Source organism: Streptomyces sp. NBC_01261, assembly GCF_036226385.1.
Lineage (GTDB): Bacteria > Actinomycetota > Actinomycetes > Streptomycetales > Streptomycetaceae > Streptomyces.
The window spans coordinates 10,240,446-10,262,129 of record NZ_CP108463.1 but is presented as its reverse complement, the minus strand read 5'-3'; the positions used below and the strand labels follow the sequence as shown (position 1 = coordinate 10,262,129).

Here is a 21,684-nt window from a genome sequence, read left to right as displayed (position 1 = left end):
TGCGCTGCGATGTGTTGCGCGGTGCTGTGGTGTGCTGTGTTTCCATCGTGGGCCGGGCGCGGGTTCCGGGTCCAAAGCCTGTTTCGCATGTCGCAATACGGTTCAGGCATCACGGCAGCTCAGAAGCTATCTGACCGAAGTCCTCGCAGTCTCACGCCGTACACTTCAGGCATGACGGACCTGCCCCCCGCGTCCGATCTCGAACTGCGTCTCGTGCGGTACTTCATCGCCGTCGCCGAGCAGCGTCACTTCGGCCGTGCCGCCGAGGCGCTGCACATCACCCAGCCGTCACTGAGCCGCCAAGTCCGGCGGCTGGAGGAGCAGTTGGGGGCTCGGCTGCTGGACCGTACGCCGCAGGGAACCCGGCTCACGGAGGCCGGGGAGGTGTTTCTGCCGCGCGCCAAGGCGCTGTTGCGCTCCACGGCCCAGGCCGCCGCCGAGACCCGCGCCGCCGCGGAGCCCAGCCGCCTCACCGTCGGGTACATGGCGAACCTGTTCGTCACCCCGGCGGTGCGCGAGGTGCGGCGCAGGCATCCGGACGCCCACGTCGAGGTCGTACATCTGGCCTACGACGAGACGCGCGTCGCCCTGCTCGACCGGAGGGTGGACGCGGTGGTGGCCCGACTGCCTTTCGCCACCGACCAGTTGGAGGTCACGGTCCTCTACGACGAGCCGCGTGTCGTGCTCGTGCCGCTGGACCACCGACTGGCCGGCAAGGAGTCCGTCACCCTGGACGACATCGCGGACGAGCCGCTGCCCCGGACGCCCGGGGCGGACCCGGCGTGGAGCGCCTTCTGGCGCATCGATCCCCGGCCGGACGGTCGCCCGGCACCCGGCGGTCCGGTCGTCCGGGCCCTGGAGGACAAGTTCGAGTTCGTCGCCGACGGACAGGCCGTCGCCATCACGGCCGGTCTGCAACCGGGTCAGACGATCCGCCCCGACATCACGGCGATCCCCCTCCACGGCGTGGAACCGAGCCACGTCGCCCTCGCGACCCGCGCCGGCGAGCACAACCGTCTGCTGACCGCGTTCCGCAGGGCGGCGCACGCACTTCTCCGGGCTCCGGCGGAGCAGGCCGAGTGACTTCCCCGCGGTTCGACGGAGGCCCCACCGGTCACTGACCCGGTGGGGCCTTCCGTTCCGGAACGGGTGCTGGGGTCAGCGTCCCGCCCTGGGGCGGTGGCGCCGGTACAGGGCGGCGCCGCCCAGGAGGAGGGCCGCGCTCGTGACGGCGACCGGGACGGTGCCGTCGGCGCCCGTGTGGGCGAGCGACGCCTCGGCGGCGGGTGGGGCGGGGTGTCCCTTCACCTCCGTCATCGGCTTCGGGCCGGGGTGCGGCTTCGACGGCGTGGGCGGCGCGGGGGTCGGCGGCGCGGGGTGGTGGGGGTGGTCGCCCGAGGTGTTCTCGGAGTGGTTGCCCACGGTCGGGTTGCCGACGCCGACGACGCTCACGGAATTGCCGCTGAGGTTCACGGGGAGGTGGATCGGGAGTTGTACTCCGTTGCCGGAGAGCAAGCCCGGCGAATCCTTTTCGCCGCCCTGCGCGACGGCACCGCCGTGTGGTCCGCCGGGGTTCTTCCCGCCGCTCCGCTCGCCACCACCGGCTTTCGCGTCGCCTTCGTTGGCGCATGTGTTCCCCGCGGCGGGATTGAGGAGCCCGACCACGTTCACGGTGTTCCCGCACACGTTCACCGGTACGTGCACCGGGAGCTGAATGGTGTTGCCGGAGATCACCCCGGGCGAACCGACCGCGGCGCCGTCCGCACCGGCATCCGCGAACGCCGGCATCGCCACGGCCAGCGCACCGGATGCGGCGGCGACGGCGATCACACCGTTTCGGGTAACCCGTTTCATAGGGTCCCTGCCTTCCAGAGATGTAGCGGGCACTCACCCGCACCGGATAAAACGCGGGCGCACCATCCGAGTTATGGCTTATCGGCCTTTCACTCCATCGAGCGTCACGGTTATCGAACTACTCGTAACGAATCCTCATCGGTCGCAAACCATTAGTCGGAAAACCTCTTATGCCTATTGAAGGGGCGCAGAATACGGCACCGGTCACGGGTCCGCCCGCCGGGAGGCGGGGCCCGCGAGGCCCGCATATCGTGATCGCAGGCGCTGGTCACGGCGCGTTCTTGGAGGCATTGATGCTGGCCAAGCTGTCCTCGCGGCCCGCGTTCCGGCGGTGCGCGTTCACCGGGGTCCTCACGCTGACGCTGCTCGGCGCGGGGCTGCCCGCGCTCGCCACGGCCGACGACCGGCCGCAGGCCGACCTGTCCCGGTTCTACCGGCAGAAGGTGAAGTGGGCCGCGTGCGGAACCCCGGACGCGCCCAAGGACCTGCAGTGCGGGAAGGTCACCGTCCCGCTCGACTACGCGAGGCCCGGCGGCGGGACGCTCGATCTCGCGCTGGCCCGCTACCGGGCGACCGGGAAGTCACGGGGGTCGGTACTGCTGAACTTCGGCGGTCCGGGTGGCGCGGGAGTCAGTGAACTCGCCTCGGACGGCAAGGAGTTCATGGATCTGACGAACGGCTACGACGTCGTCACGTTCGATCCGCGCGGCGTCGGCCAGTCCTCGCCCGTGAGTTGTGGCGAGGGCTCCGACCAGGGCTCGGCCGCGGTCGACGAGGACACCACGGAGAGCAGTGATCCGAAGGTCGTCCTCAAGCAGTTGCGGACGGCCGCCGCCACCTGCGCCAAGTACTCCGGCCCGGTCCTGCCCCACATCGGCACGGTCAACGCCTCCCGGGACCTGGACGTGATGCGGCAGGCGCTCGGCGACAAGAAGCTCAACTACCTCGGTTTCTCGTACGGAACGCGGCTGGGCGCGGTGTACGCGGCCCAATTCCCCAAGAAGGTCGGCCGGTTGGTGCTCGACGGCGTCGACACCCTCACCGAACCGCTCTCCGAGCAGGGGATCGCGGGCGCCGAGGGGCAGCAGACGGCGCTGGAGGACTTCCTCGACTGGTGTGTGCAGGACATCGCCTGCCCCTTCGGGACGGACGCGCGGTCGGCGCCGGACCGAGCCGTACACCTCGTCCGCTCGCTCGACCAGGACCCGGTGCGGACGGACTTCGGCGACTCGTTCTCCGGCCAGGACCTGGTGGGTGCCATCAGTCAGGCGCTCTACAGCAAGCGGATGTGGCCGACGCTGGAACGGGCCATCGCCTCACTGGTGGAGGACGGTGACACGCGCGCCATCATGGCGTTCTCGTCGGGCGGCACCGGCCTGCCCCATCTCAGCGGCGGCGGCATCGTCGACGCCCAGGACGTCCCGCTCGACAACCTCCCGGCCGCGCTGATGGCCATCAACTGCGCGGACGACCCCGACCGCCCGACCGCCGAGCAGATCACCAAGAACCTGGACGGCCTGCGCGCGCGGTACGAGGAAGCCTCACCGGTCTTCGGCCGCTACCGGCTCACCGAGGTGCTGATGTGCTACGGCCGTCCCCGGGGCACCGACTACATCCGCGCCGACGTCAAGAACGTGGGCTCGCCGAAGATGCTGCTCGTCGGCACCCGGGGCGACCCGGCGACGCCGTACCGCTGGACCGTGGAGACGGCCCAGCGGCTCGGTTCCTCGGCTGTGGTGCTCGACAACAAGGGTGAGGGCCACACTGGTTACGCGTCGTCCAAGTGTGTGCACACCAAGGTCGACGACTTCCTGCTCTACGGTTCGCTGCCGGCCAGCGGGAGTTCGTGCCAGCCGGACAGAACCGTGGTCCCCTGAGGGACGGTTCAGCCGAGGGCGATCTCGGGCTTGTAGAGATCCATCCAGAGCGCCAGGTCGAGGGCGCGTTCCAGGCCTCGGCGCCCCGCCTGGGTGCTGATGGGTGTTTCCCGGTGGGCGGCCTGCCGGAGCCTCTCGCGGTCGACGAGGTCGAAGACCGGGTGGGAGGGCCGGGCGAGGAGGTCCTTGGCGTGGTCCTGGAGGGCGACCGCGTACTTCGGGTCCTGAGTGGACGGATAGGGGCTCTTGACGCGGTCGTAGACGGACTTCGGGAGGACGTCCGCGGTGGCCTCCCTGAGCAGGGTCTTCTCACGGCCGTCGTAGGACTTGAAGGACCAGGGGGTGTTGAAGACGTACTCGACGAGCCGGTGGTCACAGAACGGGACGCGGACCTCCAGGCCGACGGCCATGCTCGCGCGGTCCTTGCGGTCGAGGAGGATGCGGACGAAGCGGGTGAGGTGGAGGTGGCAGACGCGCCGCATGCGGTACTCGAAGTCGCTTTCCCCGTCGCGGCGTTGGATGCCGGCGACGGCGGTGCGGTAGCCGTCCGCGATGTACGACTCGGTGTCCAGGGCCTTGTTCAGGTCGGGGCACAGTACGTCGGCGTCCTCCCCGAAGTGCTGGCCGAACCGCACCAACCAGGGGAAGGTGGAGGCGCGCCGGGCCTCCTCGTCGAAGAACTGCAGGTAGCCGCCGAAGACCTCGTCGGCCGACTCGCCGGACAGGGCGACGGTGGACTGGTCACGGATGGCGCGGAACAGCAGGTACAGCGAGGAGTCCATGTCGCCGAAGCCCAGGGGGAGATCGCGGGCTCGGACCATCTTCGCGCGGACGTCGAGGTCGGCCAGGGCCTGTGCGTCGAGCACGATGTCCTGGTGGTCGGTGCCCGAGGCGCGGGCCACGTCGTGGACGTAGGGCGTGTCGGGGGTGCCGCGCAGTTCGTCGGCGACGAAGTTCTCGTTCTGGCCGACGAAGTCGACGGCGAAACTGCGCACCTTCTCGTCGTTCTCGGCGAGTTGACGGGCGGCGATCGCGGTCATCGCGGAGGAGTCGAGGCCGCCGGAGAGCAGGGTGCAGCGCGGTACGTCGGCGACGAGCTGGCGGCGCACGATGTCGTCGAGGAGGGTGCGGACGTGGGCGACGGTGGTGTCGCGGTCGTCGGTGTGCGGGCGGGTCTCCAACTGCCAGTAGACGCGCCGCCGCAGACCCGAGCGGTCGACGGTGACGACCGTGCCGGGCTCGACCTCGTGCATGCCGTCCCAGATGGCGTGTCCGGGTGTCTTGATCATGGTGAAGAGCTCACGCAGGCCGTCCAGGGTGACCCTGGCGCGGGCGAGCGGGTTGGCGAGGATCGCCTTCGGTTCGGAGCCGAACAGGACACCGTCCGAAGTCGGGTGGTAGTAGAAGGGCTTGATGCCCATACGGTCGCGGATCATGACCAGTTGATCGCGGCGGCCGTCCCAGATCGCGAAGGCGTACATGCCGTTGAGGCGTTCGGCGACCGTGTCGCCCCATTCGAGATAGCCGCGCAGCACGACCTCGGTGTCGGAGTCGGTGGTGAACCGGTGTCCCCGGTCGGCGAGTTGGCGGCGGAGCTCGGTGAAGTTGTAGGTCTCCCCCGAGTAGACGAGCGCGACCGTGCCGTCCGCCGTGTCGACGATCATCGGCTGACGGCCGCCGGGCAGGTCGATGATCGCGAGCCGACGGTGTCCGAGGGCCGCGGGACCCTGGACCCAGGTGCCGCGGTCGTCCGGGCCGCGGCAGGCCATCGTCTCCGTCATCGCATCCAATGTCGCGGCCTCGGTGCGCAGTTCACGGTCGAAGGAGACCCAGCCGGTGATGCCGCACATGCGTTACCTCCTGCGTCCGGTCCGCCGGTCGGAGGCCACCCACCTGCGTCTTTCCGTGTCTGTGGCCCACACCCGCCGAACCAGTTGTATCGAGCATCTATATGACGAGCGTGGGTCACACCCACAGGGCCGGTCAACATGCCCGTAACCTGACCGCTCGGGCCGACCCCGCGTTTTCGGCCGCGCTTTGCGTCCCCGAGATCCACGGATCGGGGCTCCACCGGGCGGCTCTCGTCAGAAATCGGCCATGGGCAAAGAGTTGCTCAACAACCGTGAAGTGCGCGGACGTTCAGAACGCCACGGGGTCCCGCACGATCGGGCAGGTCATGCAGTGCCCGCCGCCCCGGCCGCGCCCGAGCTCGGCGCCGACGATCGTGATGACCTCGACGCCGGCCTTGCGCAGCAGGGTGTTGGTCTGGGTGTTGCGGTCGTAGGTGAAGACCACGCCCGGTTCCAGCGCGACCGCGTTGTTGCCGCTGTCCCACTGCTGGCGTTCGGAGGCGTAGACGTCGCCGCCCGTCTCCACGACGCGCAGTTCGGGCAGGCCGAGCGCCTTGGCGACGACGTCGGTGAACGGGGTCGCGCCCTCGTCGACGATGTCGAGGCCGGGTCCCTTGTCGGCGGGGCGCAGGGAGAAGGTGTGGACGGCGTCCATGATGGCCGGGTAGAGGGTCACCAGGTCGCGGTCGGCGAAGGTGAAGACGGTGTCGAGGTGCATCGCGGAACGCAGCTTCGGCATCCCGGCGACGACGACGTGCTCGGCGGCGCCCAAGTCGAAGAGCGCCTTGGCGACTTGGGTGATGGCCTGGCGCGAGGTGCGCTCGCTCATGCCCATGAGGACCACGCCGTTGCCGACGGGCATGATGTCGCCCCCCTCGAACGTGGCCTGCCCCCAGTCGAGTTCGGGGTCGCCCCACCAGACGACGGAGCCCGCGAAGTCCGGGTGGAAGGTGTAGATCGCCTTCATCAGCAGGGTCTCGCCGTGCCGGGCGGGCCAGTAGAGCGGGTTGAGGGTGAGGCCGCCGTAGAGCCAGCAGGTCGTGTCGCGGGTGTAGAGGGTGTTGGGCAGGGGCGGCATCAGGTACTCGCCGACGCCCGTCGACTCGCGGACGAGGGCGACGAAGTCGGTGCGGTGGTCGTCGGGGAGGTCGGTGGTGGCGAGGCCGCCGATCAAGTACCTGGCCAGGTCGGCCGGTTCGAGGCTCTCCAGGTAGGCGCGAGTCGCGTCGACGATCCCGAGGCCGACCTCGTTCGCGACGATCTTCCGGTCCAGGAGCCAGTCCCTGGCGGCGGGGATCGTCATGGTCTGGGCGAGCAGTTCGTGCAACTCCACGACGTCGACGCCGCGTTGGCGGAGTTGGTTGACGAAGTCGGCGTGGTCGCGCTGGGCGTTCTCGACCCACATCACGTCGTCGAAGAGCAGGTCGGCGGAGTTGGTCGGGGTGAGCCTGCGGTGGGCCAGACCCGGCGCGCAGACCAGCACCTTGCGCAGTCGGCCGACCTCGGAGTGGACGCCGTACTCATGCCGGTCCACGGTGTCCTGACTGGTCACGGTGCACGCACCCTTCCGGAGGTCGGAGACGGGGTCGGGCGGACGGTGGAGAGCGGGCGTCCGTGGTGGCGTCCTGCGTGGCCCGAGGGACGTTAGCAATGAATTGCCTGATTTGCCTGGCGGTCTTCCCCCATATGCCCCATCCGCCGATCGGCCCTATCGTGCTGTTATGGAGCACGCACTGAGTCCCGCCACCCTCACCGAACTGCGGCGCCCGCGCCCTTACCCCGCGGTCTCCGTGCTCACCCCGACGCATCGTCGCGAGCCCGACAACGCCCAGGATCCGGTCCGGCTGCGCAATGTGCTGGCCGAGGCCAAGAAGCAGCTGGAGGCCGATCCCGCGGTCCCCCGGGAGCGGCGCGTCGACGTGTCCCGGCAGCTCGACCAGGCCCTCGCCGAGATCGATCTGGCGCACGCCGAGGACGGTCTGGTGATCTTCGCCGCGCCGGGCGAGCACCAGGTGTGGTCCCTCGCCAGGTCCGTGCCGGAACGTGTGGTGCTCTCCGACACGTTCCTCACCCGGAATCTCGTCTCCGCGCAGGCCTCCGAGCGCCCGTTCTGGGTGCTGTCCCTCGCCGCGGACCGCGTGACGCTGTGGAACGGCGGTGTCGACCGGGTCACCGAGACCCGCACCGGCGGCTTCCCGCTGACCCGCGACCACCGGGACAACTTCGACGCCGAGCGCCAGGAGCGGATCGGGGACATCCCGAGCACCTTCCGCGACGAGGACACCCGCCACTTCCTGCGCGAGGCGGACACCGCGATGGGCCGGATCCTGCGCGAGCACCGGCGCCCGCTCTACGTCACCGGCGAACAGGCCGCCCTGTCCGCCTTCGACGAGGTCGGCAGCGCCACGAAGGACGCGGTGCACATCGCGCACGGCGGCCTCGCGCACGGCACGCCCGACGCCGTGTGGCAGGCGGTGCGGCCGCTGGTCGACGCCGAGGCGCGCAAGAGCACCGTCACCGTGACCCGGGAACTCGAATCGGCGCGCGGGCGCAAGGAGTTCGCGGCCGGCGTCGACGAGGTCTGGCAGAACGCCCGCGAGGGCCGGATCCGGCTGCTGGCCGTCGAGGAGAACTACCGCGTCACGGTCCGCGACGGACACGGCGACCATCTGGTCCCGGCCGACGGCAGCGACCTCGACGCCCGCGAGGACATCGTGGACGAGATCGTCGAACAGTGTCTGGAGACCGGCGCCGACGTCCGCTTCGTCCCCGACGGCACCCTGAACGACGCGGACGGCATCGCGGGCGTGCTGCGCTACTGAACCCACCTGCCGGGCCCCCGCGCATTCCGGAGGCCCCCTCCCCCTACGGCGTACGCTACGGCGTGATCGTCGACGGAGAGGGAGTGCACACGTGGGTGACCTGCTGGGCGTGGCCGTGCTGGGTGCGGGACACATGGGAGCCGACCACATACGACGCCTCGACCAGGTGGTGAGCGGCGCCAGGGTCGCCGCGGTCGCCGACCCGGACACGGATCGCGCCAAGGAAGCGGTGGCCGGTCTGGACACGGTCGCGGTGCACGCGGACGCCGTGGCCGCGCTGGACGCCCCCGGGGTCGAGGCGGTGCTCATCGCCTCGCCGGGTCCCGCGCACGAGGAGGCGCTGCTCGCGGCCTTCGCGCGCGGACTGCCGGTGCTGTGCGAGAAGCCCATGGTGCCCGACTCCACCGGAGCGCTCCGGGTGGTGGAGGCGGAGGCCCGCCTCGGGCGACGGCTCGCGCAGATCGGGTTCATGCGGCGCTACGACGCGGAGTACCAGGGCCTCAAGTCCCTGCTGGACAGCGGGCGGTTGGGGCGCCCGCTGATGCTGCACTGCGTCCATCGCAATGTGTCGTCGCCGCCGTACTTCACCTCGGCGATGCTCATCGACAGCTCCGTCTCGCACGAGATCGACGCGGCCCGCTGGCTGCTCGGCCAGGAACTCACCGCGGTGACCGTGCTCAGCCCGCGCTCGTCGGCGAACGCCCCGGAGGGTCTGATCGACCCGCAGCTGGTGCTCTTCGAGACCGAGGGCGGTGCCCTCGTCGACGTCGAGATCTTCGTCAACTCCGGCTTCGGCTACCAGGTGCGCTGCGAGGCCGTGTGCCAGGCGGGCAGCGCCCGGATCGGCGAGGACCGTTCGATGGTCGTCACCACGCGGGGCAGCGCCCACGAGGACGTGCCGCTCGACTACCTCGTCCGGTTCGCGGACGCCTACGACCGTGAGGTGCAGTCGTGGGTCGACGCCACCCGGCGCGGCCTGGTCACCGGCCCGAGCGTGTGGGACGGCTACGCGTCCTCCGCGGTCGCCGAGGCCGGGGTCCGGGCACTGGAGAGCGGCGGCCGGGTGACCGTCGGACTCGCCCCGCGCCCGGACCTGTACGCCGACGTCAGCCGCTGACGCTCGCCGTGCCCGACTCCAGGTGCCCGGTGAACCGGCGCGACCAGGTCGCGTCGGAGTCGACGGTGACCGTGAAGTCGTACCAACCGCCCTGGTACGCGACGGCGTTGAAGAAGTCCTCCGTGGACGCGCCCGCGGCGACGGTGTAGGCCCACGGTCCGTCGCCGCGGTAGTGGTTCGAGGTGATGGTGAACTTCACCGACGCGGCGGAGGAGTTGGCCAACTTGAAGTAGACGGCCAACTTGCCGGTGCCCGGCTCGACGGCGTAACGGGTGCTCGCCTCAACGGACTTGCCCGCCTTGGTCGCGTCGCCCTGGAAGCGGCGCAGGAAGCGGTTGGGGCCGACCATGGTGATGTCGTACTTGCCGCTGCCGTAGCCCGTACCGATGTTGAAGTAGTCGGAGGCGGTGCCGCCCGGGTCGACCGTGTACTGCCAGGGCGTGGTGTCGCGGTAGGCGTTGGGATGGATGGAGAGGTGGGCGGCGCTCTTGGCGGCGCCGCCCTGGTTGGTCATGGCGAACCAGGCGAGGATCTTGCCGCTCGCTCCGAACTCCAGGTGATCCAGGTACCCGTTGGGCTGGTACGGCAGCGCGCGGGCGGGCCGGGTCCCGGTCTCCTGCACGGGCAGGGCGTTGTTCGTCGGCACCGGGTTGGGCAGCGGGCCGCAGGTGGAGAGGCCGATGACGCTCGTCGCGGGCAGGGACACCGCGCCGTAGACGGGATGGGCGAAGTCGAAGACGCCGGTCAGGTCGCCGCTGACCTTGCGGCGCCAGGTGCTGATGTTGGGGCAGGCCGCGGGCTTGCCCAGCGTCGAGGTCCAGGTCTCCAGGAAGCGCAGGACCGAGGTGTGCTCGAAGACCTCCGAGGAGACCCAACCGCCGCGTGTCCAGGGCGAGATGACGATCATCGGGACGCGGAAGCCGAAGCCGTACGGGACGCCGTTGAGGAACTCGCCGTCGGTGCCCGCGGGCGGGGCGGGCGGCGGGACGTGGTCGAAGTAGCCGTCGTTCTCGTCGTAGTTGAGGAACAGGACGGTCGAGTCGAAGACGTCCGGGTCGGCGGCGAGGGCCTGGTAGACGAGGCCGACGAAGTGGGCACCGTCGCCGGGCGGGGCGTAAGGGTGCTCGGAGAAGGCCTGGTTGGGGACGACCCAGGAGACCTGCGGGAGGGTGCCGGCAAGGACGTCGGCCTTGATGGCGGCGGCGATGTCGTCGGGGGTCGAGCCGGTGGTGGCCGGGACGGAGGACATGCCGCGGTCGTAAAGGGGGCTGCCCGCCTTGGAGTTGGTGAAGTTCCTGAAATAGGCACAGGCGTTGTCGCCGTAGTTGTCCTGCGCGTTCTGGTAGACCTTCCAGGTCACTCCGGCGTTCTGCAGGGACTCGGCGTAGGTCTGCCAGGTGAGACCGGACTCGTCACCGCCGTCGTAGCTGGAGGAGTCGACCTTGCCGCTCCACAGGTAGGTGCGGTTGGGGCCGGTCGCGCTGAGGGTGGAGCAGAAGTAGGCGTCGCAGATCGTGTAGTTGTCGGCGAGCGCGTAGTGGAAGGGAATGTCGGCGCGGTCGAGGTAGCCGAGCGAGCGGACGTTCCCGACGCCGGAGACCCAGTTGTCGAGGCGGCCCTTGTTCCACGCGGAGTGCTGCGACGACCAGGAGTGCGGCAGGTCGCCGTTGCACTGGGCGAGGGTCTCGCCGTCCTGGCCGCCCGCGGCCGGCGTGGCGCTCAGCTTCCACGGGTACTGACGGCCGCCGCCGTTGGGCTGGTCGAAGACCGGGTAGCCACCGTTCAGCGTGATGCCACTGCGGTCGTCGAAGCCACGCACGCCCTTCAGGCGCCCGAAGTAGTGGTCGAAGCTGCGGTTCTCCTGCATGAGGATCACCACGTGTTTCACGTCCGAGATCGTGCCGGTCGCCGCCGCCGCCCGCCGCGCCGCGACCGCCGGCCGTGCGCCGGCGCCCGTCGCCATGCCCGCCGCCACGGTGGCACCGAGCCCCACGAAGCCTCTTCGGCTGATCGGTGTCATTCGCTCCACCCTCGTCACCGGCGTGCCCGAGCGGCACACCGCGCGCAAGGGTGCACGGGGTGATCGCCAAGGTCCATACCGGGACGGTGAGATGGAGGTGAACAAAAGTCAAAGTCGCCTTCAGGGCGACGAGTTGCCCCCGGCCGATCACACGTTCCCGAACAGGGCGCTCAGCCCCCGGTCGACGAGCGCGCCCATGTCCTCCTGTCCGGTGGCCACCACGTCGTAGGTGCGCAGGAGGAAGCGGCGCAGTTCCGGGGTGCGGAAGTGGAGCAGGGCGAGTCCGAACGGCGAGTGGAACTCCAGCACCGTACGGGCCACGCCGCACGGCCACAGGTGCACGTCACCGCCGCCGGCCGGCCTGCGCAGCCCCTCCTCCAGCAGCGACCGGGCGAAGGTCCAGGTGACACCCTCGCCGTCGAGGGAGACCTCGGGCGGGAAGTCGAGGTGCACGGCCAGCGGGTCCGAGGCGACGTAGCGCAGCGTGGCGGACACGGGGATCTCCGTCTCCTCCGCCGTGATCAACCGGGCTCGGGTGGACTGTTCGAGGGTGATGTCCATGGTCGGTCTCCACTGCGGGCATGAGGTCGGCCGGATTGCCGTGTGCCTGTACGACCTCGCAGGTGCCCTTTGCATTACGCGGAAGCCCGAACGAGTTGATGTGACCTGCATCACATCACCGTCGAGACGTGGGGCTGCCGGTGAATTCGATTGCGGTGGGACGGGTGGGTCCGGTGGGGTGGCCCCATGGACGGGGCCGCGGAACGGGGACGACAGACGCGGTGGCACAGGTCGGCGGTCCTCGCGGCCCTGATGCTGGCCGCCTTCACCTTCAACACCGCGGAGAACCTGCCGATCGGCCTCCTGGAACTCATCGCCGGCAGCCTGCGGGTCTCCGTACCGGCGGTCGGACTGCTGGTCACCGGCTACGGCGTGACGGTGGCGGTCACGTCCGTCCCACTCGCCCACGTCATGCGGGGTGTGGCCCGGCGCCATGTGCTCACAGCACTCCTGGCCGCGCTGGTCGTGTCCAGCGCCATGGCAGCACTGGCCACGTCGTACTGGCTGCTCCTGGCGGCCCGACTCCTGACCGCACTCGCCCAGGCCCTGTTCTGGGCCGTGATGGGACCGGTCGCGGTGGGTCTGTTCGCGCCCGAGGTCCGGGGGCGGGTCATCGGCGCGCTGTCCGTCGCCGGTTCGCTGGCCCTCGTACTCGGAGTGCCCGCCGGCACCTGGCTGGGCCACCGCGAGGGCTGGCCCGTACCGATCGCCGTCCCGGCGGCCCTGGGGCTCATGTCCCTGGTGACGATCGCGGCCCTGCTCCCGACCTCACGTCCGGACGGGGAGCGGGCGGCCTACGGCACCCACCCCGACGCCCGCCGGTTCGGAACCGTTCTCGCGGCCGGGACCCTGGCCGCCACCGGGTCGTTCGCGGGCTTCACCTACGTCGTGAAGTTCCTCGGCGACGTGAGCGGCTTCTCCCCGGGCGCGGTCAGCGCCCTCTTGGTGGTGTTCGGCGTCGCGTGCCTGGCCGGGGTCACGGTCACCGGGGCGGTGCTGGACCGCTGTCCGCGGGCGGCGCTGAACACCGCCGTAGCGATGCAGGCGGTGGGCATGCTCGGCCTGTACGCGCTCGGCACCCATCCCGTGACGGCCGTGGTGTTCCTGACCCTGATGGGCGGTGCGCTCGGACCGGTGTTCATGACCGCCCAGAACGCGATGCTCCAGTGCGCACCGGGACGTACGGACATCGCTCTCGCGGCCAACTCCGGTTCCTACAACGCCGGTATCGCGGCCGGCGCGGCGCTCGGCGGGCTTGTGTTGCGGGTGGCGGATGTGCGGGAGACGTTCCTCGTCGGCGGGTTGCTGACTGTGGGGGCCTGTGGGGTGTTGGTGGGTGCCCGGGTGTTGGGGTGCGGGGCAACGTCGGCCGGGCGGCGCCGTGTTGGGGAGGAGGGTAGGACGGGTGGCTGACCAACTCCCCCCCCATGCGGGCACCGCGCCCACCGCGAAAAACCGCCGACGACAGGACCTGCCGCTGCCCCTCGCCGCACGGGTGGCGGATCGCAGGCCACAGACCGTCCACCGCACCCGAGTTGGGAACCTCGGTCAGGCCGACCGAGCAGGTCACTCCTGTGCCGGTTCCGTGCTCGGGGTGTACGCATCGAGCGCGGCCAGGCGGAGGGCGGCGCCCACGCGGGTAACCGCTTCGGTCGGTGTCTGTGGAACCCTGGCCAGTAGGAGGCGGCGTTGCTCCTGGGGGCCGCCGCGTACCGGGAGGACGCGTACGCCCGGTGGGGCGGCGGGGGCGAGGGAGGCGGTCACCGTGGTCAACCCGAAGCCTGCCGCGACGAGTTGGAGCTTGGCGAGCCAGTCGCGGGCGGTGTGGACGATCTCCGGGCGCTCGTCCAGCCCCGGCCATACGCCCATCAGGCGGTCCTCACCGGAGGAGGGTCCGGCGATCCAGCGCTGGCCGCGCAGGTCGGCCACGTCGATGTAGTCGGCGCGGGCCAATGGATGCGTGGCCGGCACCGCGAGGTACAGCGGGCGCTCGGTGAGGGTGCGCAGCACCAGCGGTGGTGACTCGGTGTCCGGCGGGCGGAACGGGGGTGCCGACGCCAGCAGCGCCAGGTCGAGGCTGCCGGCGCGCAGGGCGCGTACCAGGGCCGGGGTGCCGCCCTCCCGGCTGACGACGTGCAGGTCCGGGTCGGTGCGGCGCAGGGCGGCCAGGGCGCGGGGCAGCAGGACCGCTCCCGCGCTGGGGAACCAGCCCAGCCGGACGGTCGCGGCCTCCGTCGGCAGACCGGACAGTTCGCGCGCGGTCGCGTCGATCTCGTCGAGTACGACCGTCGCCCTGCGCATGACGATCCGGCCGGCCGGGGTCAGCCGTACGCCGTCGCGGCGCCGTTCGAGCAGTTCGGCGCCCGCGGCCCGCTCGATCGCGGCGATCTGGCGGGACACCGCGGACTGGGTGTAGCCCAGTGACGCGGCGGCCGCGGTGAAGGTTCCCTGTTCGGCGACCGCGCGGAAGACGCGCAGCGCGGTGAGTGACACAGCGGTGAAGTCCATGACGATCACGCATGCTAGCCGTGCGTAAGTCTCGTTGGACGCACACCCGGCGGGTTCCTACCGTGGCAGTCATGAACGTTTCACGTATCGCCCTCGTCACGGGCGCCAACCAAGGACTCGGCCGCGCCCTCGTCGAGGGTCTGGCGGCCCGCCTGGGCCCCGACGACCTGGTCCTGCTCACCGGCCGCGACGAGCGGCGCGTCACCGACGCGGCCCACGAGGCCGCCGGCCTGCCCGGCACCCGCAGCCGGGTCGAGGGCCGGGTCCTGGACGTCACCGACACCGACGCGATCACCCACCTCGCCGACGATCTCCGGCAGCGCTACGGCGGGGTCGACATCGTGATCTCGAACGCCGTGGCCCGGGTGCTGCCCGGGGAGTCGCAGGCGGCCCGCGCCGACGAGTTCATCGACGTCTCCAACACCGCCACCCACGCGATGCTGCGCTCCTTCGGCCCCGTACTGCGCCCGGGCGGCCGGCTCCTGGTCGTGGCCAGCAGCCTCGGCACCCTCGGTCACCTGGACCCCGCGCTGCACGACCTGTTCGACGGCGCGAGCCTGGACCAGGTCGAGTACGCCGTCGAGTCCTGGCGCGGCGCCGTCCACCACCGCACCACGGCCGAGGCGGGCTGGCCGCGCTGGCTGAACGTGCCCTCGAAGGTGGCCCAGGTCGCCGCCGTCCGCGCGGTCGCCGCCGAACGCCGCGAACACGACCTCGCGACCGGCACGTTGATCGCCTCCGTCTGCCCTGGCATGGTCGACACGGCCACCTCCCGCCCCTGGTTCAGCGACTTCAGCCGGGCCCAGTCCCCCGCCGACGCGGCGAGCGCCGTCCTCGACCTCGTCTTCGCCGAGCACGTCGACCCCACCCTCTACGGCGAGTTGGTGCGTTTCGGCAAGGCGCTGGACTGGTACGGCGGCACACCGCCGGTGGAACAGGACCGGCTGATCACACCGTGACGGCAGCGGTATCCGTGTACAGGTGACACCGGTCCTCGACCCTCATCCCAGCCCGGGCAGGCTCCGCAACTCCCCGATCCTCAGCAACCGGGCCAGGAGCAGGAACAGCAGCGCCATCGCGGTGCCGCCCGCGGCCAGCGAGAGCGCGGGCGCCCAGGAGGCCGCGGCCAGGGTCTCGTCACAGACGCGGGAGAGGAGCCACCCGACCCCGCCCGCAGCGACGGCGGCCGTGGTCAGTTTCGCGTAGGTACGACAGATCCGGCGTCCGTCGAGGAGCCCTTCCGTACGTCGCCGGAGGCGCAGCGCGGTCACCAGCAGCCCGATCGCGTACGACAGCGCGTAGGCGCCGGCCATCCCCGTGACCGCCCAGCTCGCAGGCAACAGGACGTGGCAGGCCGTGGCGAGGCCGATGTTGACGGCGCCGATCCACACCGCCATCCGGAACGGCGTACGGGTGTCTTCGAAGGCGTAGAAGCCGCGGAGCAGGAGGTACTGCGCGGAGAACGGGATCAGTCCCAGGCCGAAGGCCTGCAGCATGTGGCCCAGCGGCGCGGTGGCCGGGGCGTCGGCGGAGCCGTGGGCGAACAGGAGTCGGGCCGTCTGCGGACCGAAGGCGAGGAAGAAGAAGGCGGCCGGGACGATCACGACACCGCTGACGCGCAGCGCGCGGGACAGGTCGGCCCGCAGGTCGTCGACGCGGTGTTCGGCCACGGCCCGGGTCATGCGCGGGAGCAGGGCCGTGACGAGCGAGACGGTGACGATCGACTGGGGCAGCATCCAGATCTGCTGGGCGTAGCTGTAGGCGGTGTACCCGACACCGTCGCGGGGACGGGCGGCGTCCGCGTCGGAGGCCAGCCGGGTCACCACCGTGCTCGCCGCCAGGTTGGCCAGCACGAACAGCAGGGTCCAGCGTGCGGCGTTGACGCTCCTGCGCAGCCCGGTGCCACGCCAGTCGAAACGCGGGCGGAACCGGAACCCGGCCGCGACGGCGTAAGGGATCAGCGCGAGTGCCTGGACGGCCAGCGCGATCGTGGTCCCGATCCCGAGCAGCCGGACCTGGGCGCCGGTGATGTCCGAGACCTGTTCCGGCGCGGTCATCAGGTCGAGGTAGAGGCCGAACATGGTGATCAGGACGAGGTTGTTGAGCACCGGGGTCCACATCATCGCGCCGAACCGGCTCCGGGCGTTGAGGACTTGGCCGAAGATGCTGAAGACGCCGTAGAGGAAGATCTGCGGGAGCAGGAAGCGGGCGAACACCACGGTCAGTCGGAAGGCGTCGTGCGTGGCGGGTGTGTCGTGCTGATAGACGCTGATGATCTCGGGGGCGGCCCACGTGGCCAGTGCGGTCCCGATGCCGAGCACGCACAACACCAGGGTGACCAGGCGCTGTTCGAAGGCGGCCCCGCCGTCGGGGTCCTCGGTCCGGGCGCGGACCAGCCCAGGGACCAGGACGGAGTTCAGCGCGCCGCCGATCAGCAGGAAGTACAGGCTTGTCGGCACCGTGTTGGCCTGGTTGTACGTGGTGGCCAGCAGTCCGGTGCCCAGTGCGGCGCCCTGCAGCACCATCCGTATCAGTCCGGTGGCGCGCGAGACCATGGTGCCCGCCGCCATCAGCGCGGTCGACCGCAGCAGTCCGCCACCGCCTTCGGGCTTCCTCCGCGCGGCATGCCTCCGTCGTGTCCCTAAGCGGTCCGGCCGCTCGGGCGAACTGTCCTCGATCATGGGCTCAATCTACGATCCCTGGACGTCGGTTCTGGCCGCGCCTCCGTGCATACCGGCGCGGCCAGAACCAACTCGGGCTGTCAGGCTCCGAGTCCGAACCCCTCAGCCCCCAACCGCGAGGCTAGACAGCTCGGTTCACGGGGTGAGCTGCCACTGCTCGATGTAGCCGATGTCGACCCCCGCATGGTCCTGCACCCGCAACTTCCAGGTGCCGTTGACCGGTTGGGCGGAGGCGTCGACGGTGAAGGTCTGGTCGACGTTGTCCGCCGAGCCGCCGGAGCGGTTCAGCAGGGAGTAGACCGTCCCGTTCGGACCCACGAGGTCGACGGTCAGGTCGCCGCGGTAGGTGTGGACGATCTTGACGTAGACCTGGGTGGTGGCCGAGGCGTTGCCGTCGCGGCCGGTGACCGTGATCGGGGACTCCACGGCGCCGGCGTTGTCGGGGATGTCGACGCGGGTGGCACTGGCGTAGATGTTGGCGATCCGCCAGCTGAAGGTGGCGGTGGCACTCGCGCCCGTGTCGTCGGTGACGGTCACCGTGACGTCACTGGTCCCCAGGGTGGTCGGGATGCCGGAGATCAGACCGGTGCTGCTGATGGTCAGGCCGTCGGGCAGTCCCGTGGCCGAATAGGTCAGGCCCGCACCGGAGTTGGTGGTGTACGCGTCCGTCTGCAGGGACACGGCCTGGCCGACTCCGCTGATCTGGGCGGCGACCGGGGCCAGGTTGACGCCGAGCGCGATCCGGCTTCCCACGTTGATCGCGGCCCATGCGTCGGCCACGGCGAGGTAGGTCGGGCTGTAGGCGCCGAAGAGGTCCGCGGCGGCCTGCAGGGTCGCGGTGCGGGCACCGGCGTAGTTCGTGGACGAGGTCATGTACGTGGTCAGCGCCCGGTACCAGACCTTCTGGGCGTTGTCGATGCCGATGCCGGCGACGGGCACGCCGTCGTAGGTGGGGCTGTCGTAGGCGACCCCGTTGACGGTCTTCGCGCCGCTGCCCTCGGACAGCAGGTAGAAGAGGTGGTTCGCCGGGCCCGAGGAGTAGTGGACGTCGACGCTGCCGAGCGTCGAGCTCCAGTAGTCGCGGGACGCACCGTCCTTGGAGGGCTTGTCCATGTAACGCAGCGGTGTGCCGTTGCCGTTGATGTCGATCTTCTCGCCGACCATGTAGTCGGGGACGTCGGCGGGCAGGTTGGCGTGGAACTCCACCGCGGCGGCGAAGATGTCCGAGGTGGCCTCGTTGAGGCCGCCCGACTCGCCGGAGTAGGTGAGGCCGGCGGTGGCGGCGGTGACGCCGTGGCTCATCTCGTGCGCGGCCACGTCGAGCGCGGTCAGCGGGTGGGTGTTGCCCGAGCCGTCGCCGTAGGTCATGCAGAAGCAGGTGTCGTCCCAGAACGCGTTGACGTAGTTGTTGCCGTAGTGGGCCCGGCTGTAGGCGGCCACCCCGTCGTTGCGTATGCCGTTGCGGCCGAAGACGTCCTTGTAGTAGTCCCAGGTCGCCGACGCGCCGAACGCGACGTCCACGCCCGCGGTCTGCCGGTTGCTCTGGGTTCCGTCACCCCAGACATCGTTGTCATCCGTGAAGAGGGTGCCGGTGCCGGAGGTGCCCTGGTTCAGGTCGTAGGTGCGGTGTCCGGCGCGGTCGCCGTCGACGAGCTGGTACGTCGAGCCGGAGAGCGTGGTGCCGAGCGGGACCGTTCCGTTGAACTGGCCGGTGCCGGTGCCCGTTTCGATGCCCTGGTACTGGAAGACGGCCTTGCCGGAGTCGGCGTCCGTGATCACATGCAGTTCGTTGGGCGTGCCGTCGTCCTGGAAGCCGCCGACCACCGCCTCCCAGGCGAGGACGGGCTTGGCTCCGGCGGCCCAGACGACGAGCCGTGGGGCGCCGTCGAGCTCGGCCTGTTCGCCGCCCGCCTTGGACGCGGTCGCGAGCGCCTTGGTCTTCACCGTCGCCGACGTCACGTTGGGGGTGATGTCCGGCAGGGTCAGGTCGGCCTTCGCGGCCTTGGTGACCGTGAGGCGGCCGCTCTTGGCGTGGACGACCAGGTCGCCGCCGAGGACGGGCAGCCCGGAGTACGTCCGCTCGTAGCGGGTGTGGGTGGTGCCGTCGGCGTCCTGGCTGACGTCCTTGACGAGGAGCTTCTCCTTGGCGCCGAGGCCGAGGGTCTTCGCCGTGCTCTTGACGGCCGCGCCCGCGCTCTTGAGGAGGGCGGCGTGCTTCGACGGCGACAGGGCGGCCGGGGCCGCTCCGGCCCGAGGCGTGGCCAGGATCTTCGCGGAGGCGGTGTGCCCACCGGGAGCGGCGGAGGCGGCCCCGGTCTGCATACCGGCGGCCAGCAGGGTGCCGACCGCGGTGAGCACGAGGGCGGCGGTGTATCTGGGGTGGTGCGGATAACGGTCATGCCGGGTCAAGGCGTTCTCCTTATGTGGGGTGGTCGGACTCGGTGGAGTCCTGGAGAGCGGGTCGGGCCGGGGTACGGCCGTCCGGCGAGCGCGCGGGTGCGGGGAGGAAAGGTGAGGGAGGAGTGAACGCTCGGTGAGCGTGGTGCACAGCAGCGTGGCATCACGCTCACAGAATTGTCATGGCTATAACAAAGCAAAGTCTCAAAATGGCTGTTGCGTACTGCGGATCACTCACTTGAACAACACTTTTCAGCCTCGCCCCAGGCGTCCGCGCCGCACGGGAACGGCAGGCCGTCGAACAGGTGGTTGAATGACGACCCGGAAGGGTAATCAGTCCTTCAACTCGCGTACGGCGCATACGACTTGCCGCACCAGGACAACCGCGCCACGGGCACGGCACCAGTCGCCCGCGGAGACGCTGGCATATGCCAGAAGCACCACCGGATCGTGTGTTGCCAAATCCCTTACAGGGCGTCGCAGCCTGTGCGACAGTCGTAACCGGTCCCTCCATCCGCCTTGGTCGTACCGTCCCCGCATCGGAGTGCGTCATGCCGTCCCACCTCTCCGCGGACCGCCCCGCCGCCCAGCCGCCCGCGCGTGGTTCGGTCGACGCGTTGATATCGCAGGCGCGGCGGCTCATGGGCGACGTGGACGCCGTACGACGGGACGCGCAGCACGACGGTGCGGACCCGCGCGAGCGGTGGCAGCGGGCGCTGTGCGATCTGGCGCTGCATCAACTCAACGATCTCGACGAGCACTTGGCCCAGCTGCGGGACGGCCCGCCGCCCGTGCCGACGGCCGTGGAAACAGCGCCGGCCCCGACTGCCGTACCGGAAGCGCCTCGTGAGGACCCGCTGCTCAGCCGGGTCGGCAGCGCGGAGTGGAATCTGCTGACGGACGAAGCGAGTTGGTCCGGGGAGCTGTACCAGATCCTCGGCCGTGACCCGTCCGCTCCCCCGCTCACCCTGGACGAACTGCCGTCCCTGATCCTCGACGAGGACCGGCCCGCGCTGACCACGATGGTCACGGACTGCCTGATCGACGCCAAGCCGATCGACGGCGAGTTCCGCATCGTGCGGCCCGACGGCACCGTACGGACCGTGCACATGATGGGCGAGCCCGTGCTCGACGCCGACGGCGGCACCGCCTCGATGTGGGCCGTACTGCGGGACGTCAGCGAACTGCGCCGCAGCCAGCGGACCGTGAGCGAGACCCGTGACTCGCTGCAGCTCCACCGGCACCACGCGCAGACCGAGCGCAGGCTCGCGGTCGAGCTGCAGGAGGCCGTGCTGCCGCCGTGGCGCGGCTCCCTGCGGCTCCCGCACCAGGGGCCGGAGACACTGGACCTGGCCGCCCGCTATCTGCCCTCCTCCACGAGCGCGCTGATCGGCGGCGACTGGTACGACGCGCTCCAACTGTCCGACGGCGCAACGCTGTTGAGCGTCGGCGACCTCACCGGACACGGTGTCGCCGTCACCTCGGGCATGGCGATGCTGCTCGGCGCCCTGCGCGGCATGGCGATGGCGGGCACGGAGCCCGGTCAACTGATGTCCTGGCTCAACCAGTTACTCGACGCCACCGTCCAACCGGCCCTGGGCAGCGCGGTGTGCTGCCGCTACCGGCCCGAGACCCGCACCCTGGCGTGGGCGCAGGCAGGACACCCCGCCCCGCTGCTGTTCCGCGGCGGGACGGGGCGCGTGCTGAGCGCACCGGACGGCGTGCTGCTCGGCGCCACCTCGGGGGCGGCCTACGGACAGGCCGAGGAAACCCTCGAAGCCGGCGACGTCCTCCTGCTGCACACCGACGGACTGGTGCCGGGGCACAGTGGAGAGGCCGCCGTGCGCCAACTCCTCGACCTGGCCCCGCGGTTCGGCGAGGCACGCACCGCACAGGACTGCGTACGGATGGTCGTGGAGGAGTTCGGCGACACCGAGCGCGCGGACGACGCGTGCGTGCTCGTCGCCAGGACGACCTGAGAAGGAAGCGGCTGTACG

15 protein-coding genes are annotated in these 21,684 nt (G+C 70.5%); 7 read left to right on the top strand and 8 right to left on the bottom strand.

Annotated elements, in window-relative coordinates; genetic code table 11:
- The first annotated feature begins 171 nt into the window (after nucleotides 1-171).
- Nucleotides 172-1,083: a LysR family transcriptional regulator gene (locus tag OG226_RS45505; RefSeq protein WP_329352418.1), complete on the top strand. Its 912-nt coding sequence runs from the start codon at nucleotides 172-174 to the stop codon at nucleotides 1,081-1,083.
- Between the two features lie 75 nt (nucleotides 1,084-1,158).
- On the opposite strand, the gene OG226_RS45500 is transcribed toward OG226_RS45505, so the two are convergent.
- Complete coding sequence (locus OG226_RS45500) at nucleotides 1,159-1,830, bottom strand: chaplin (RefSeq protein WP_329352417.1); 672 nt, start codon at nucleotides 1,828-1,830, stop codon at nucleotides 1,159-1,161.
- A gap of 317 nt (nucleotides 1,831-2,147) precedes the next feature.
- On the opposite strand from OG226_RS45500, the gene OG226_RS45495 reads away from it, so the two are divergent.
- Nucleotides 2,148-3,731, top strand: a complete 1,584-nt coding sequence (locus OG226_RS45495) for an alpha/beta hydrolase (protein WP_328685372.1) — start codon at nucleotides 2,148-2,150, stop codon at nucleotides 3,729-3,731.
- A gap of 8 nt (nucleotides 3,732-3,739) precedes the next feature.
- On the opposite strand, the gene asnB is transcribed toward OG226_RS45495, so the two are convergent.
- Both asnB and OG226_RS45485 read right to left on the bottom strand, forming a co-directional pair.
- Nucleotides 3,740-5,581 carry an asparagine synthase (glutamine-hydrolyzing) gene (gene asnB, locus OG226_RS45490; RefSeq protein WP_328685371.1) on the bottom strand — a complete coding sequence of 614 codons (1,842 nt, stop codon included), beginning with the start codon at nucleotides 5,579-5,581 and terminating at the stop codon, nucleotides 3,740-3,742.
- Nucleotides 5,582-5,870: 289 nt separating this feature from the next.
- Nucleotides 5,871-7,133 (bottom strand): arginine deiminase, encoded by a 1,263-nt coding sequence (locus tag OG226_RS45485; RefSeq protein ID WP_328685370.1) that lies wholly within the window; start codon nucleotides 7,131-7,133, stop codon nucleotides 5,871-5,873.
- Between the two features lie 169 nt (nucleotides 7,134-7,302).
- On the opposite strand from OG226_RS45485, the gene OG226_RS45480 reads away from it, so the two are divergent.
- The gene (locus OG226_RS45480) at nucleotides 7,303-8,403 is read left to right on the top strand and encodes a baeRF3 domain-containing protein (RefSeq protein WP_328685369.1); all 1,101 of its coding nucleotides are present in this window, start codon (nucleotides 7,303-7,305) and stop codon (nucleotides 8,401-8,403) included.
- Nucleotides 8,404-8,494: 91 nt separating this feature from the next.
- Nucleotides 8,495-9,520 carry a Gfo/Idh/MocA family protein gene (locus tag OG226_RS45475; RefSeq protein WP_328685368.1) on the top strand — a complete coding sequence of 342 codons (1,026 nt, stop codon included), beginning with the start codon at nucleotides 8,495-8,497 and terminating at the stop codon, nucleotides 9,518-9,520.
- Here the strand turns inward: OG226_RS45475 and OG226_RS45470 are convergent.
- Nucleotides 9,510-11,540 (bottom strand): phosphocholine-specific phospholipase C, encoded by a 2,031-nt coding sequence (locus OG226_RS45470; RefSeq protein ID WP_328685367.1) that lies wholly within the window; start codon nucleotides 11,538-11,540, stop codon nucleotides 9,510-9,512. The genes OG226_RS45475 and OG226_RS45470 overlap by 11 nt on opposite strands.
- A gap of 147 nt (nucleotides 11,541-11,687) precedes the next feature.
- A complete protein-coding gene (locus OG226_RS45465) occupies nucleotides 11,688-12,101 on the bottom strand; it encodes an SsgA family sporulation/cell division regulator (RefSeq protein WP_328685366.1) in 414 nt (137 codons plus the stop codon).
- Between the two features lie 252 nt (nucleotides 12,102-12,353).
- Between OG226_RS45465 and OG226_RS45460 the strand changes: the two genes are divergently transcribed.
- A complete protein-coding gene (locus OG226_RS45460) occupies nucleotides 12,354-13,514 on the top strand; it encodes an MFS transporter (RefSeq protein ID WP_329353706.1) in 1,161 nt (386 codons plus the stop codon).
- A gap of 153 nt (nucleotides 13,515-13,667) precedes the next feature.
- On the opposite strand, the gene OG226_RS45455 is transcribed toward OG226_RS45460, so the two are convergent.
- The gene (locus OG226_RS45455; RefSeq protein WP_329352416.1) at nucleotides 13,668-14,609 is read right to left on the bottom strand and encodes a LysR family transcriptional regulator; all 942 of its coding nucleotides are present in this window, start codon (nucleotides 14,607-14,609) and stop codon (nucleotides 13,668-13,670) included.
- Nucleotides 14,610-14,680: 71 nt separating this feature from the next.
- Between OG226_RS45455 and OG226_RS45450 the strand changes: the two genes are divergently transcribed.
- Complete coding sequence (locus OG226_RS45450) at nucleotides 14,681-15,568, top strand: SDR family NAD(P)-dependent oxidoreductase (protein ID WP_329352414.1); 888 nt, start codon at nucleotides 14,681-14,683, stop codon at nucleotides 15,566-15,568.
- A 42-nt stretch (nucleotides 15,569-15,610) separates the two neighbouring features.
- Here the strand turns inward: OG226_RS45450 and murJ are convergent, their stop codons facing one another.
- Nucleotides 15,611-17,290 (bottom strand): murein biosynthesis integral membrane protein MurJ, encoded by a 1,680-nt coding sequence (gene murJ / locus OG226_RS45445; RefSeq protein WP_329352412.1) that lies wholly within the window; start codon nucleotides 17,288-17,290, stop codon nucleotides 15,611-15,613.
- 135 nt (nucleotides 17,291-17,425) lie between these two features.
- On the bottom strand, nucleotides 17,426-19,699 hold the full coding sequence (locus OG226_RS45440) for a M4 family metallopeptidase (protein WP_329352410.1): 2,274 nt from the start codon (nucleotides 19,697-19,699) through the stop codon (nucleotides 17,426-17,428).
- 539 nt (nucleotides 19,700-20,238) lie between these two features.
- Here OG226_RS45440 and OG226_RS45435 point away from each other — a divergent pair.
- A complete protein-coding gene (locus tag OG226_RS45435; RefSeq protein ID WP_329352408.1) occupies nucleotides 20,239-21,666 on the top strand; it encodes a PP2C family protein-serine/threonine phosphatase in 1,428 nt (475 codons plus the stop codon).
- Nucleotides 21,667-21,684: the final 18 nt, after the last annotated feature.